Origin of the sequence: Streptomyces sp. NPDC052107 (assembly GCF_040680215.1) — a bacterium.
In the GTDB taxonomy this organism is placed as follows: Bacteria; Actinomycetota; Actinomycetes; order Streptomycetales; family Streptomycetaceae; genus Streptomyces.
The window spans coordinates 45,668-59,799 of record NZ_JBFAWG010000008.1 but is presented as its reverse complement, the minus strand read 5'-3'; the positions used below and the strand labels follow the sequence as shown (position 1 = coordinate 59,799).

The following is a 14,132-nucleotide window of genomic DNA, read 5'->3' as shown; positions in this document are numbered from 1 at the left end:
AGTGTTCCTCCTACGCCACCGGGTGTTCGAATTTCAGCCGGGTTACGGCCATCCTCCACAGATTCGCTGGGTTTCTTCCGTCCACATCCTGGGGACTGTGGAGTTGTCCCGAGCGGCGTCCACAGGGAGCCTGTTCATACGGCGTTCGCCCAGCTCAGCTGCCTGTGGAATCGTGGACGAACGATCTCCACAGGCTGTGGACCGAGCGAAGATCCACAGGCTGTGTACGAGGTTTTCCACCGGCGCCCCACAGGCTGGAGCCGGTTGTCCCCAGTGATCGCCCGCTTCTCCACATGGCTGTCCACTGTTCGGCAACGCGACGCACCCGCTCACCGCGTCGAGTGAAAGCCGTCACACGAAGGTGCCGGATTGGGGTGTGGGAAACGTGGGTAAACCTGGGGACGCAGCTGGGGAGAACTGACCTCGGGCTGTGGGCGGGGTGTGCAGAACTTTCCGTTCTCCACAGATGCCCCCGGTTGTCCACCGCCGTCACCCACAGGCCCCGTGGACAAAATCTTGGCCCTGAGCTGGGCAAACGCGGTTATCCACGGTATCCACAGCCCCTACTACTACTCCCGACTAGAGAGAGTTCGGGAATCGCTTTGAAGCGGGGCCTGTGCACAACTCGCTGTCTCGCGTCCGGCTGCCTCCCGGAGCGACTTGACCCCGACGGGCACCTACTGTCAGTGCGGTGCGTCAGACTGGTCCCCGGTGTCCTTCCCTTCGCAGTGGGCGGTGACACCGAGTCGGAGGACTCAGTAGCAACAGCAGGAGGCGGCTTACGGTGAAGATCCGGGTGGAACGCGACGTACTCGCGGAGGCAGTGGCGTGGGCGGCACGCAGCCTCCCGGCCCGTCCGCCGGCGCCTGTCCTCGCCGGCCTCCTTCTCAAGGCCGAGGACGGCCAGCTGAGCTTGTCGAGCTTCGACTACGAGGTCTCCGCGCGCGTGTCCGTGGAAGCCGAGGTCGAGGAGGAGGGCACCGTCCTCGTCTCCGGCCGGCTGCTCGCCGACATCTCGCGCGCCCTCCCCAACCGGCCGGTGGAGATTTCCACAGACGGTGTACGGGCGACCGTGGTCTGTGGGTCCTCCCGGTTCACCCTGCACACCCTGCCTGTGGAGGAGTACCCGGCGCTGCCGCAGATGCCGAACGCCACGGGCACCGTCCCCGGCGAGGTCTTCGCGGCCGCCGTGTCCCAGGTGGCCATCGCCGCCGGCCGTGACGACACGCTGCCCGTCCTCACCGGTGTGCGCATCGAGATCGAGGGCGACACGGTCACCCTGGCCTCCACCGACCGCTACCGCTTCGCCGTCCGTGAGTTCCTGTGGAAGCCGGAGAACCCGGACGCCTCCGCGGTCGCCCTGGTCCCGGCCAAGACGCTCCTGGACACCGCCAAGTCGCTCGGTGCCGGGGACAGCGTGACGCTGGCGCTGTCCGGGTCGGGCGCGGGCGAGGGCCTGATCGGATTCGAGGGCGCGGGGCGGCGTACGACCACGCGTCTGCTCGAGGGCGACCTGCCCAAGTACCGCACGCTGTTCCCGACCGAGTTCAACTCCGTCGCCGTGATCGAGACCGCGCCGTTCGTGGAGGCCGTCAAGCGTGTGGCGCTGGTGGCCGAGCGGAACACCCCGGTGCGGCTGAGCTTCGAGCAGGGCGTGCTGATCCTGGAAGCGGGCTCCAGCGACGACGCACAGGCTGTGGAAAGGGTCGACGCCCAGCTGGACGGCGACGACATCTCCATCGCCTTCAACCCGACGTTCCTGCTGGACGGTCTGAGCGCGATCGACTCCCCGGTCGCTCAGCTGTCGTTCACGACGTCCACGAAGCCGGCGCTGCTCAGCGGTAAGCCCGCGGTGGATGCCGAGGCCGACGACGCGTACAAGTACCTGATCATGCCGGTGCGGCTCAGCGGCTGACCGTTCGTCCACAGCTGTGCACAGCGTCGGGCGCTCTTGTGGGTGCCCGGCGCTGTGGCTGGTCGGCGGTGGGGCCGCGACTGCTCGCAGCGGCGGCGGTCTGTGGAAAAGTGCAGGTCGCAGGGGATACGGATGAGCGCGTATGCCCACAGCTGTGCGCGAGTTGTCGGGTTTAGGCTCGGCTCGGCACACCGGTGCCTCTCACGCCACACAGCGATCTAAGGAACACAACTGATGGAGCTCGGTCTCGTCGGCCTCGGCAAGATGGGCGGCAACATGCGCGAGCGGATCCGCCGCGCGGGCCACACCGTCATCGGATACGACCGCAACGCGGACCTCGCGGATGTCCACAGCCTGGAAGAGCTTGTGGGCAAGCTCAGCGGTCCGCGCGTGGTCTGGGTGATGGTCCCGGCCGGCGAGCCGACCCAGTCGACCATCGACCAGCTGGCCGAGCTGCTGGAGCCCGGTGACGTGGTCGTGGACGGCGGCAACTCCCGCTGGACGGACGACGAGAAGCACGCCGAGGAGCTGGCGGCCAAGGGCATAGGCTTCGTCGACTGCGGCGTCTCCGGGGGCGTCTGGGGCCTGGAGAACGGGTACGCGCTGATGTACGGCGGCGACGCCGAGAACGTCGCCAAGGTGCAGCCGATCTTCGACGCGCTGAAGCCGGAGGGCGACTTCGGGTCGGTGCACGCCGGCAGGGTCGGCGCGGGCCACTTCGCGAAGATGGTCCACAACGGCATCGAGTACGCGATGATGCAGGCCTACGCCGAGGGCTGGGAGCTGCTGGAGAAGGTCGACTCCGTGGAGAACGTCCGCGAGGTCTTCCGTTCCTGGCAGGAGGGCACTGTCATCCGTTCCTGGCTGCTGGACCTCGCGGTCAACGCGCTGGACGACGACGAGCACCTGGAGGGCCTGCGCGGTTATGCACAGGACTCGGGCGAGGGACGCTGGACTGTGGAGGCCGCGATCGACAACGCGGTGCCGCTGCCGGCGATCACCGCGTCGCTGTTCGCGCGGTTCGCCTCCCGCCAGGAGGACTCGCCGCAGATGAAGATGATCGCCGCGCTGCGCAACCAGTTCGGCGGTCACGCCGTAGAGAAGAAGTAATCCACAGATCCACAGAGTCGCAGTCGTGAGTCCTGTGGATCCACAGTTCATCAGCACTCTGGGGAAGGCCGGCGAAACGACCATGCACGTCACGCATCTTTCGCTGGCCGACTTCCGCTCGTACGCCCGGGCCGAGGTTCCGCTCGACCCGGGCGTCACCGCCTTTGTCGGCCCCAACGGGCAGGGCAAGACCAACCTGGTGGAAGCGGTCGGATACCTCGCCACCCTCGGCAGCCACCGGGTCGCCTCCGACGCGCCCCTCGTCCGCATGGGCGCCGAGCGGGCCGTCATCCGGGCGCAGGTGCGGCAGGGCGAGCGGCAGCAGCTGGTCGAGCTGGAGCTGAATCCGGGCAGGGCCAATCGCGCCCGCATCAACCGGTCCTCGCAGGCCAGGCCCAGGGACGTCCTGGGGATCGTACGGACCGTGCTGTTCGCGCCCGAAGATCTCGCCCTCGTCAAAGGCGACCCGGGCGAACGGCGGCGGTTCCTCGACGAGCTGATCACGGCCCGGTCGCCGCGCATGGCCGGGGTGCGCTCCGACTACGAGCGCGTCCTCAAGCAGCGCAACACCCTGCTCAAGACGGCCGCCCTGGCGCGCCGGCACGGCGGGCGGTCCATGGATCTGTCCACGCTCGACGTGTGGGACCAGCATCTCGCGCGCGCGGGCGCCGAGTTGCTCGCCCAGCGGTTGGACCTGATCGCCGCGCTGCAGCCGCTGGCCGACAAGGCGTACGAGCAGCTGGCCCCGGGCGGCGGGCCGCTGGCGCTGGAGTACAAGCCGTCCGCGCCCGGCGAGGCTCACGCGCGCGAGGATCTCTACGCCCAGCTGATGGCGGCTTTGGCGGAGGCGCGCAAGCAGGAGATCGAGCGCGGTGTCACTCTCGTAGGCCCTCATCGGGACGATTTGATACTCAAACTCGGTCAGCTGCCCGCCAAGGGGTACGCCTCCCACGGCGAGTCCTGGTCCTATGCGCTCGCCCTGCGCCTGGCCTCCTACGACCTGCTGCGGGCCGAGGGCAACGAGCCGGTGCTGGTCCTGGACGACGTCTTCGCCGAGCTGGACACGCGCCGCCGGGAGCGGCTGGCCGAGCTGGTCGCACCGGGCGAGCAGGTACTGGTCACCGCCGCCGTGGACGACGACGTCCCGCAGGTACTGGCCGGGGCGCGGTACGCCGTGTCCGGCGGGACGGTGGAGCGCGTATGAGCGCCGACGGACCCACCCCCCAGAATCCGAAGAAGAGCGGGAACGAACCCTCCGGCGTCGACCTCGCGCGCGTGGCGTTGCGCGCGGCGAAAGAACAGGCACGCGCGCGTGGGGACGCGGCGCGGCAGAAGAAGCAGGCCCGTCGCGGTGGCGGGCTGCGCTCCGGCGCGCGCGCCGACGGCCGCGACCCGATGGCGCTGGGCGCCGCGATCAACCGGCTGCTGACCGAGCGCGGCTGGGAGACCCCCGCGGCGGTCGGCGGGGTGATGGGCCGCTGGCCGCAGATCGTCGGCGAGGACCTGGCCAAGCACTGTGTGCCGCAGCGGTACGACGAGGACGAGCGCGTGCTGGTCGTGGGTTGCGACTCGACGGCCTGGGCGACCCAGCTGCGCCACCTCGCGCCCGCGCTGGTCGCCCGCCTCAACGAGGATCTGGGGCACGGCACCGTACGGATGATCAAGGTGCTCAATCCGGGCGGCCCGGCCCGGCGCTACGGCCCGCTGCGGGCTCCGGGGAGCTCCGGGCCCGGCGATACGTACGGGTGACGTACATCACGTCGCAAAGTGGGACCGTGCCGTCGGCGTGGCGCCGTAACACAGGTGTGGAGAGCTGCCGCGGCACCGGCGGATCGTCATCTGACCCCCCAGTAGCCAAGGGTTGACGACTCGAAGCGCTGAGTGCCGCTGTGAGCCCCTCGGAGCCCCCATCCGCATATCGGGACCCGATCGAGGTCGGTTCAGGGCGGCACATGGGGACTCAGGTACCGGCAAACCCCCATCGATGTCGGAGCTACCGGTAGACTGGGAGACAATCCCGCCCCACTGTGGGGACCGCCCGGGAAAAGCTGAGCAACGCTGATCAAGGCTTACCACCGCAACATGCCGCAGCCGCTCCGGCAACCCGCCGACGAGCCCGGCTCGTGCTGTGCCAGAAAGGGCGCTTCGTGGCCGATTCCGGCAACCCCAACGAGAACATCCCGTCCACCGACGCCGGCGTGAACGCCGAGGCAACCGCCTCGGCTTCGTACGACGCCAGTGCCATCACCGTGCTCGAAGGGCTGGACGCGGTCCGCAAGCGGCCCGGCATGTACATCGGTTCCACGGGCGAGCGCGGCCTGCACCACCTGGTGTACGAGGTCGTCGACAACTCGGTCGACGAGGCACTGGCCGGGTACGCGGACACGATCGACATCACGATCCTCGCCGACGGCGGCGTCCGGGTCGTCGACAACGGCCGTGGCATCCCGGTGGGCATCGTGCCCTCCGAGGGCAAGCCGGCCGTCGAGGTCGTGCTGACCGTGCTGCACGCGGGCGGCAAGTTCGGCGGCGGCGGTTACGCCGTCTCCGGCGGTCTGCACGGTGTGGGCGTGTCCGTCGTGAACGCGCTGTCCACGAAGGTCTCCGTCGAGGTCAGGACCGACGGGCACCGGTGGACGCAGGACTACAAGATGGGCGTCCCGACCGCCCCCCTGGACAAGCACGAGGCGACCGAGGAGACCGGCACGTCGGTCACCTTCTGGGCCGACCCGGAGATCTTCGAGACCACCGAGTACTCCTTCGAGACGCTGTCGCGGCGTTTCCAGGAGATGGCGTTCCTCAACAAGGGTCTGACGATCAAACTCACCGACGAGCGCGAGTCGGCGAAGGCCACCAGCGGCGCGGACGAGGCGGGCGCGGACGAGAAGGCCGAGGTCAAGGCCGTCACGTACTACTACGAGGGCGGCATCGTCGACTTCGTGAAGTACCTCAACTCCCGCAAGGGAGAGGTGGTGCACCCCACCGTCATCGACCTGGAGGCGGAGGACAAGGACAAGAGCCTGTCCCTCGAGGTCGCGATGCAGTGGAACAGCGGCTACACCGAGGGCGTGTACTCCTTCGCGAACATCATCCACACCCACGAGGGCGGTACGCACGAAGAGGGCTTCCGGGCCGCGCTGACGTCGCTGATCAACAAGTACGCGCGCGACAAGAAGCTGCTGCGCGAGAAGGACGACAACCTCACCGGTGACGACATCCGTGAGGGTCTGACCGCGATCATCTCGGTCAAGCTGAGCGAGCCGCAGTTCGAGGGCCAGACGAAGACCAAGCTGGGGAACACGGAGGCCAAGACCTTCGTGCAGAAGGCGGTCTACGAGCACCTCAACGACTGGCTGGACCGCAACCCGGTCGAGGCCGCGGACATCATCCGCAAGGGCATCCAGGCGGCCACCGCGCGCGTGGCGGCCCGCAAGGCCCGCGACCTGACCCGCCGCAAGGGCCTGCTGGAGTCGGCGTCCCTGCCGGGCAAGCTGTCCGACTGCCAGTCGAACGACCCGACCAAGTGCGAGATCTTCATCGTCGAGGGTGACTCCGCCGGCGGCTCGGCCAAGTCCGGCCGCAACCCGCAGTACCAGGCGATCCTCCCGATCCGCGGCAAGATCCTCAACGTGGAGAAGGCCAGGATCGACAAGATCCTGCAGAACCAGGAGATCCAGGCGCTGATCTCGGCCTTCGGCACGGGTGTGCACGAGGACTTCGACATCGAGAAGCTCCGCTACCACAAGATCATCCTGATGGCGGACGCCGACGTCGACGGTCAGCACATCAGCACCCTCCTGCTGACCTTCCTGTTCCGCTTCATGCGGCCGCTGGTCGAGGCCGGGCACGTGTACCTGTCCCGTCCCCCGCTGTACAAGATCAAGTGGGGCCGGGACGACGCGGAGTACGCCTACTCGGACCGCGAGCGCGACGCACTGATCGAGATGGGCCGCCAGCGCGGAAAGCGCGTCCGTGAGGACTCGATCCAGCGCTTCAAGGGCCTCGGCGAGATGAACGCCGAGGAGCTGCGTGTGACCACGATGGACCAGGAGCACCGGGTCCTCGGCCAGGTCACGCTGGACGACGCCGCCCAGGCCGACGACCTGTTCTCGGTCCTGATGGGCGAGGACGTCGAGGCGCGCCGCCAGTTCATCCAGCGCAACGCCAAGGACGTCCGCTTCCTCGACATCTGAGTCGGTCTCAGCTGACCGCACCAGGAAGGATCTTCACCAGCAATGGCCGACGAGAACACTCCGCAAACCCCTGAGACCGAGGGCGGCGAGCTCGTGATGCGTGTCGAGCCCGTCGGGCTCGAGACGGAGATGCAGCGCTCGTACCTGGACTACGCGATGTCCGTCATCGTGTCCCGTGCGCTGCCCGACGTCCGGGACGGTCTCAAGCCCGTCCACCGGCGCGTGCTGTACGCGATGTACGACGGCGGTTACCGCCCCGACCGCGGCTTCTACAAGTGCGCCCGTGTCGTCGGTGACGTCATGGGCAACTACCACCCCCACGGCGACTCCTCGATCTACGACGCCCTGGTGCGCCTCGCCCAGCCGTGGTCGATGCGGATGCCGCTGGTGGACTCCAACGGCAACTTCGGCTCCCCGGGCAACGACCCGGCGGCCGCCATGCGGTACACCGAGTGCAAGATGGCGCCGCTGTCGATGGAGATGGTCCGTGACATCGACGAGGAGACCGTCGACTTCACGGACAACTACGACGGCCGCTCCCAGGAGCCGACCGTCCTGCCGGCCCGCTTCCCGAACCTGCTGATCAACGGCTCGGCCGGTATCGCGGTCGGCATGGCGACCAACATCCCGCCGCACAACTTGCGCGAGGTCGCGGCCGGCGCCCAGTGGTACCTGGAGAACCCCGAGGTCTCCCACGAGGAGCTGCTGGACGCGCTCATGGAGCGCATCAAGGGCCCGGACTTCCCGACCGGCGCCCTGGTGGTGGGCCGCAAGGGCATCGAGGAGGCGTACCGCACCGGGCGCGGCTCCATCACGATGCGCGCGGTGGTCGAGGTCGAGGAGATCCAGGGCCGGCAGTGCCTGGTGGTGACCGAGCTGCCGTACCAGGTGAACCCGGACAATCTGGCGCAGAAGATCGCCGACCTGGTGAAGGACGGCAAGATCGGCGGCATCGCGGACGTCCGCGACGAGACCAGCTCCCGTACGGGCCAGCGCCTGGTCATCGTCCTGAAGCGGGACGCGGTCGCCAAGGTCGTCCTGAACAACCTGTACAAGCACACCGACCTGCAGACGAACTTCGGCGCCAACATGCTGGCGCTGGTCGACGGCGTGCCGCGCACCCTGTCCCTGGACGCGTTCATCCGCCACTGGGTGACGCACCAGATCGAGGTCATCGTCCGCCGTACCCGTTTCCGGCTGCGCAAGGCCGAGGAGCGCGCGCACATCCTGCGCGGTCTGCTGAAGGCCCTGGACGCCATCGACGAGGTCATCGCGCTGATCCGGCGCAGCGAGACCGTCGAGATCGCGCGCAACGGCCTGATGGGCCTGCTGGAGATCGACGAGATCCAGGCGAACGCGATCCTGGAGATGCAGCTGCGGCGCCTGGCGGCCCTGGAGCGGCAGAAGATCGTCCAGGAGCACGACGAACTCCAGGCGAAGATCAACGAGTACAACGAGATCCTCGCCTCCCCGGTCCGTCAGCGCGGGATCGTCAGCGAGGAACTGGCCGCGATCGTCGAGAAGTACGGCGACGACCGCCAGACGAAGCTGATCCCGTACGAGGGCGACATGTCCATCGAGGACCTGATCGCCGAGGAGGACATCGTCGTCACGGTCACCCGCGGCGGCTACGTCAAGCGGACCAAGACGGACGACTACCGGGCGCAGAAGCGCGGCGGCAAGGGCGTGCGCGGCACGAAGCTGAAGGAAGACGACATCGTCGACCACTTCTTCGTCTCCACCACCCACCACTGGCTGCTGTTCTTCACCAACAAGGGCCGGGTGTACCGGGCGAAGGCGTACGAACTGCCCGAGGCCGGCCGGGACGCGCGCGGGCAGCACGTGGCGAACCTGCTGGCCTTCCAGCCGGACGAGGCGATCGCCGAGATCCTCGCCATCCGCGACTACGAGGCGGCGCCGTACCTGGTCCTCGCGACCAAGTCCGGTCTGGTCAAGAAGACGCCTCTGAAGGATTACGATTCGCCCCGCTCCGGCGGCGTGATCGCGATCAACCTGCGCGAGCGCGAGGACGGAACGGACGACGAGCTGATCGGTGCCGAGCTGGTCTCGGCCGACGACGACCTGCTTCTGATCAGCAAGAAGGCACAGTCGATCAGGTTCACGGCCTCCGACGAGTCGCTGCGCCCGATGGGCCGCGCCACCTCCGGCGTCAAGGGTATGAGTTTCCGCGCAGGCGATGAACTTCTGTCGATGAATGTTGTTCGACCCGGTACGTTCGTGTTCACTGCCACCGACGGCGGGTACGCGAAGCGGACCGTAGTCGACGAGTACCGCGTCCAGGGCCGCGGCGGCCTCGGTATCAAGGCCGCCAAGATCGTGGAGGACCGTGGTTCGCTCGTCGGGGCGCTGGTCGTCGAGGAGACCGACGAGATCCTTGCGATCACCCTGTCAGGCGGTGTGATTCGTACGCGGGTCAATGAGATCAGGGAGACGGGCCGTGACACCATGGGCGTCCAGCTGATCAACCTGGGCAAGCGCGATGCCGTGGTGGGTATCGCACGTAACGCCGAGGCGGGGCGCGAGGCGGAGGAGGTCGACGGCGAGGAGGCCGTCGATGCCGCCGAGGGTGCCCAGGCCAGCGGCACGGACGAGGGTGAGGCGCCCTCGGCCGAGTAGCACGAGGAGAGAGTCATCGTGAGCGGAGCCACGGGCGCCGGATCGGCTGGTACCCCCACGGGTACGGAGACGGACGGCGGCGGCCGTGGCTCCGCCGCGCACGGGGCGGGTGCGGGGAGCGTGACCGACCCGCACACGACCAACCTGAAGCCGGTGAAGGTGTCCGCGAAGGACTCCGCCGGCACGTCTGGATCCCAGGGGGGAACTGTGACGGACACCCGAGGCCCGGCCGCGGCCGGCGAGGCGCAGTCGTCGTCTCCGCTCCCCGGGGAGCGGCGCCCGGAGCAGCCCTCCGGGCCGTACCACCCGCCGCAGGCCTACCCGGCCCAGCCGCCCGCCGGCGCCGTACGACGGCCCCGTACCGGCGCGCGTACGGCGCCGCGCACCCGTAAGGCGCGGCTGCGGGTGGCCAAAGCCGACCCCTGGTCGGTGATGAAGGTCAGCTTCCTGCTCTCCATCGCGCTCGGCATCTGCACGATCGCCGCCTCGGCGGTGCTGTGGATGGTCATGGACGCGATGGGCGTGTTCTCGACGGTGGGCGGCACGATCTCGGAGGCGACCGGTTCGAACGAGGGGAACGGCTTCGACCTCCAGGCGTTCCTGTCGCTCCCCCACGTCCTGACGTTCACGACGATCATCGCGGTCATCGACGTGGTCCTGGCCACGGCGCTCGCGACGCTCGGCGCGTTCATCTACAACCTCTCGGCAGGCTTCGTCGGCGGCGTCGAGCTGACCCTGGCGGAGGACGAATAGGCCCTGCGGAGGGCCTGCGGACGTACTGCGGGTCCCCTGACCTGACGGTCCCCCGACAACCGATTTTGGGACTGCCGTGGTCGTGCGCTAATCTTCAGGAGTCAGCGCGCGGAACGCACACCGCAAAGCGCGGCGGGGCTATAGCTCAGTTGGTTAGAGCGCATCCCTGATAAGGATGAGGCCACAGGTTCAAATCCTGTTAGCCCCACCAGCGAAAAGACCCCCAACCGATCATGGTTGGGGGTCTTTGACATCTACGGCTGACATCAACGGCCGCGAATTGCGGCGATCAGCCTATGAGCGGGTCTTCCAGGAGTTCGGCGAGCATCCCGACAGCTTCCCTTTCGCTGTCACCCACCACGTGCGTGTAGACGTCCATGGTCATGCTGATCTGGCTGTGCCGGAGGATCGCCTGAGCGACCTTGGGGTGCACCTTCAGGAAGGCGAGCAGGGTGCCGCAGGTGTGCCGGGCGAGCCGGACGGTGATCCGGCGGACGCCGGCGCGCCTCACGAGCCGCTCGAAGGTCCGGGAGAAGCCGACCGGATCGATCATGCCGCCGTGCTCCGAGGAGAAGATCAGGTCACGGTCCGGCTCTTGCGACCAGTGCTCACCAGCGATCTTCTCTTCCAGCTCTTGCAACTCCCGCCGCTCTTCCAGGGCACGGGCGCAGAACTCCGGCAGGGGCAGCACCGCCTGTGAGGACTCGGTCTTGAGGTCCTTGAGGACCAGGCCGACGCCCTTGACCCGCTGCACCTGCTTGATCGGTGTGAACTGACGAGCCTCAAAGTCGATGTCCTGCCAGCGCAGGCCCAGGACTTCACTCCGGCGGAGGCCGAGAACGAGCACCAGCACGCAGGCCGCGTAGAGGCGGTGAGCACGGATCGAGCGGAGGAACGTGATCGCTTCACGGGCGTTCCACGCCTTGCCCTTGTCCTTGGTGACCTTGGGCATGTCCACCAGAAGCGCGACGTTGCGCGTCAGCAGCTCTTCATGGATGGCCCGGTTTAGGGCGTTGCGGAGGACTCGGAGCGTCTCGAAACGGGTCGAGGCGCCGACCTCCTCACGCTTCAGCGCGGCCATGAAGGTGCGGACCTGCGCCGGTGTGAGCTTGACCAACGGCTTCTTGGCGAGATGCGGCAGCAGGTAGAGCCTGATCTTCGACTCGTACTTGGCGTACGTGTTGTACTCGCGCTCCGGCTTGACGATGTGCTCCAGCCAGTACGTCAGCCACTCACCGAGCGTCCATGAGCGGGAGGGTACGGGGATGCCGTTGCGCTCCTGGTCCTGGAGCTTGCCGAGCTTCTCGTTCGCTTCGTCCCAGGTGGCGCCGTAGACGTACTTGCGGACCCGGTTGCCGTCGGTGTCCGTGACGTAGGCAGCGCCCTGGTAGCGGCCGTCCTTGCGCTTGCTGATCGTTCCCCCGCCATTGGGGCGACGCTTGGCCATCAGGCGGCTCCCTCGATCTGGCCTGCGATGAAGTCGCTCACGGCACTCTCGGGGATGCGACGGCAGCCGTCGACCTTGAGGGAGACGAGGCGGTGTGTGCGGATCAGGTCGTAGACCTTGGTCCGGCCGACCTTGAGCCGCACTTTCACCTCATCCACGGTCAGCAGCACGGGCGTAGCGGTGGTCATGCGGCGGCTCCTTCCAGATCGAGCAGGGCGGGTAGTTCCTCGCGGGCGATTTCGCGGTTGTGCTGGATGTCGCGGCGGATGTTGGCGGCGAGCCAGGATTCGCCGGGGGTGTGGCCGTGGCCGGCGTAGGCCCAGTGGGCGAGGGTGAGCGTGGTTGCCTCCTCGTCGTCGGGGTCGGGAAGGCCGAGGGCGGCGCGTTGCTGGGCGGCGCGGTAGTCGGCGCGGACCTTGCGGAGGGCGCCGAGGGTGGTGGAGTAGCGGCGGGACTTGGTGGAGAAGTGGCCGCGGAAGCCGAGCATGTGAGCCCAGCGGGCCAGTTGGCGTTCGGGGTAGAGCGCCTGGAGGTCGATGCAGGCTGCCATCAGGCGCCGGGCGTGTTCGGAGATCTCCAGGCGGGCGAGGTCTTCGCCCAGACCGGTGCCGTGGCAGCCGGTGCAGCGGCTGAGCGAGGAGCTGGCGCGGTCGTAGACGGCGGACCGGCCGGAGCCCCGGCATTTGCGGCAGTGGACCGGAGTATCGGCGGCGCCGGAGATCTCGGCGGCTTTCGTGGCGTACTTGGCGACGTAGGAGGCAACCGCCTGTTCGGTGATCTCGGAGCCCTCGCCGAAGGACCGGATCGGGCGCACGTCCAGCTGCGTGCCCCAGGTGAGCGTGCGTGCGGGTTGGTCTCCAGCCGGGTCGATGTCGACGGCGACGCGGGCGGCTGCGGCGCGGATGGCGTCGGTGAGCAGGTCGAGGGTGGCCCAGGCCGGGGGCGGGCTGTCGGGTCCGTCGGGGCCGTCGAAGCGGATCACGGCATGGAAGTGGACGGCTCCGCGCTTTTGGTACTCGGCGACCTTGCCGAAGGAGACGCGGGACTCTTCGTGAGCTTCCTTCTGCGTGAGTCCGGCGCGGCGGGCGATCTCGCGGCGCAGGTAGATCGTGAAGTAGCGCCACAGCTCGGGGGCGTGGTTGTTCCACAGCACCGCGCCCGCGTAGTCGTACGACTCGGGATCGAGAGGGGTGCCGAGTTCGGACGCGTCCTCCGGGTGGCGGGTGCCGCAGCGGCAGGGCCGGTTGCCGGGCCGGTTGTGGACCGGGCCGAACGAGGGCGCGGTGAGGGTGGCGAAGACGCGGGGGTGATCCCGGATCGTGTGCGGTGTGCCCTTGGCGGGGTCGCCGACGAGGCCGGCGCGGATGAGGTGGTAGGTGTCGCCGGCGTAGGTCCAGGCGCAGGAAGGGCAGCGCGAGGCGCGGCGGTTGCCGCAGGCGACGCGGAGTCGGCCGCCGGGTTCGCCGTCGGTCGCATAGGCGTGGAGTACCTGCCCGGTGGAAGTATCGCGAGTGACGGTGGAGCCCATCAGGTGGATCGGGTCGGAACAGCCGCCTGTGCGGCGGATCTGTTCCTGGAGGCGGTCGAAGCCGGTGGACCCGGCCAGCCTCAGCACGTCGGCGAGGGTGGCCGGGTCCAGGCCCGCCATGGTGGCGGTGTCGGTCACTTGATCACCGGCCCCAACGCCGCTTCTTGGGCGTGTTGGCGTCGTTGCTGGTCGGCCCGGACAGATCCGTGCGGCCCGGCCGGGACGGCTTCGCGTTCCGCTGGTGGTCGTGCAGTTCGTGTGCCTTGGCGGTCTTCTTCAAGCGGTCGTAGTCGCCGTCGATCCCCTCGTAGTGGATGCGGTCGACTCCACGGCTCCAGTTGCGGGGCATCAGACGGTCACCTCCTGCGTGCGCACGCGGCGAGCCGTGCCGGTGCCCTTGCAGGTCGGGCAGGTGACGCGGATGGTCACGCGGGAGCCGTCGCGGTGGCGGGTGCCAGTGCTGATCGCGACGGCGGCGAAGCCGTCACAGTCGCGGCAGATCCGCCGACGCAAGGCGTGCTGGGGCATGATGGGTCTCCCTTTCGGGTC

At 68.4% G+C, this 14,132-nt stretch carries 12 protein-coding genes and 1 tRNA gene; 8 read left to right on the top strand and 5 right to left on the bottom strand.

The window, feature by feature from the left end:
- The first annotated feature begins 784 nt into the window (after positions 1-784).
- From dnaN to AB0M27_RS11130, 8 genes are all read left to right on the top strand, one after another.
- Positions 785-1,915, top strand: a complete 1,131-nt coding sequence (dnaN, locus tag AB0M27_RS11165) for a DNA polymerase III subunit beta (protein ID WP_069779831.1) — start codon at positions 785-787, stop codon at positions 1,913-1,915.
- 234 nt (positions 1,916-2,149) lie between these two features.
- On the top strand, positions 2,150-3,025 hold the full coding sequence (gnd, locus tag AB0M27_RS11160; protein WP_365720280.1) for a phosphogluconate dehydrogenase (NAD(+)-dependent, decarboxylating): 876 nt from the start codon (positions 2,150-2,152) through the stop codon (positions 3,023-3,025).
- Between the two features lie 82 nt (positions 3,026-3,107).
- Positions 3,108-4,229 (top strand): DNA replication/repair protein RecF, encoded by a 1,122-nt coding sequence (gene recF / locus AB0M27_RS11155; protein ID WP_365720611.1) that lies wholly within the window; start codon positions 3,108-3,110, stop codon positions 4,227-4,229.
- Positions 4,226-4,774: a DciA family protein gene (locus AB0M27_RS11150; RefSeq protein ID WP_365720278.1), complete on the top strand. Its 549-nt coding sequence runs from the start codon at positions 4,226-4,228 to the stop codon at positions 4,772-4,774. Before recF ends, AB0M27_RS11150 begins: the two co-directional genes overlap by 4 nt.
- Positions 4,775-5,148: 374 nt before the next feature.
- Positions 5,149-7,218 carry a DNA topoisomerase (ATP-hydrolyzing) subunit B gene (gyrB, locus tag AB0M27_RS11145; protein ID WP_365720276.1) on the top strand — a complete coding sequence of 690 codons (2,070 nt, stop codon included), beginning with the start codon at positions 5,149-5,151 and terminating at the stop codon, positions 7,216-7,218.
- 42 nt (positions 7,219-7,260) lie between these two features.
- Complete coding sequence (gyrA, locus tag AB0M27_RS11140) at positions 7,261-9,855, top strand: DNA gyrase subunit A (protein ID WP_365720274.1); 2,595 nt, start codon at positions 7,261-7,263, stop codon at positions 9,853-9,855.
- 18 nt (positions 9,856-9,873) lie between these two features.
- Positions 9,874-10,608, top strand: coding sequence for a DUF3566 domain-containing protein (locus AB0M27_RS11135; protein ID WP_365720272.1), 735 nt, complete (start codon positions 9,874-9,876; stop codon positions 10,606-10,608).
- Positions 10,609-10,742: 134 nt separating this feature from the next.
- A tRNA-Ile gene (locus AB0M27_RS11130) sits at positions 10,743-10,819 on the top strand.
- Positions 10,820-10,897: 78 nt separating this feature from the next.
- Here the strand turns inward: AB0M27_RS11130 and AB0M27_RS11125 are convergent.
- Genes AB0M27_RS11125 through AB0M27_RS11105 form a run of 5 tightly spaced genes read right to left on the bottom strand, consistent with a single transcriptional unit; the run spans position 10,898 to position 14,111 of the window.
- Positions 10,898-12,055, bottom strand: a complete 1,158-nt coding sequence (locus AB0M27_RS11125; protein WP_365720270.1) for a tyrosine-type recombinase/integrase — start codon at positions 12,053-12,055, stop codon at positions 10,898-10,900.
- On the bottom strand, positions 12,055-12,243 hold the full coding sequence (locus AB0M27_RS11120; RefSeq protein ID WP_365720268.1) for a helix-turn-helix domain-containing protein: 189 nt from the start codon (positions 12,241-12,243) through the stop codon (positions 12,055-12,057). The genes AB0M27_RS11125 and AB0M27_RS11120 overlap by 1 nt, the downstream gene beginning before the upstream one ends.
- The gene (locus tag AB0M27_RS11115; protein ID WP_365720266.1) at positions 12,240-13,721 is read right to left on the bottom strand and encodes a replication initiator; all 1,482 of its coding nucleotides are present in this window, start codon (positions 13,719-13,721) and stop codon (positions 12,240-12,242) included. The genes AB0M27_RS11120 and AB0M27_RS11115 overlap by 4 nt, the downstream gene beginning before the upstream one ends.
- A 4-nt stretch (positions 13,722-13,725) precedes the next feature.
- A complete protein-coding gene (locus AB0M27_RS11110) occupies positions 13,726-13,932 on the bottom strand; it encodes a hypothetical protein (RefSeq protein ID WP_365720264.1) in 207 nt (68 codons plus the stop codon).
- A complete protein-coding gene (locus tag AB0M27_RS11105; protein ID WP_365720262.1) occupies positions 13,932-14,111 on the bottom strand; it encodes a hypothetical protein in 180 nt (59 codons plus the stop codon). The genes AB0M27_RS11110 and AB0M27_RS11105 overlap by 1 nt, the downstream gene beginning before the upstream one ends.
- Positions 14,112-14,132: the final 21 nt, after the last annotated feature.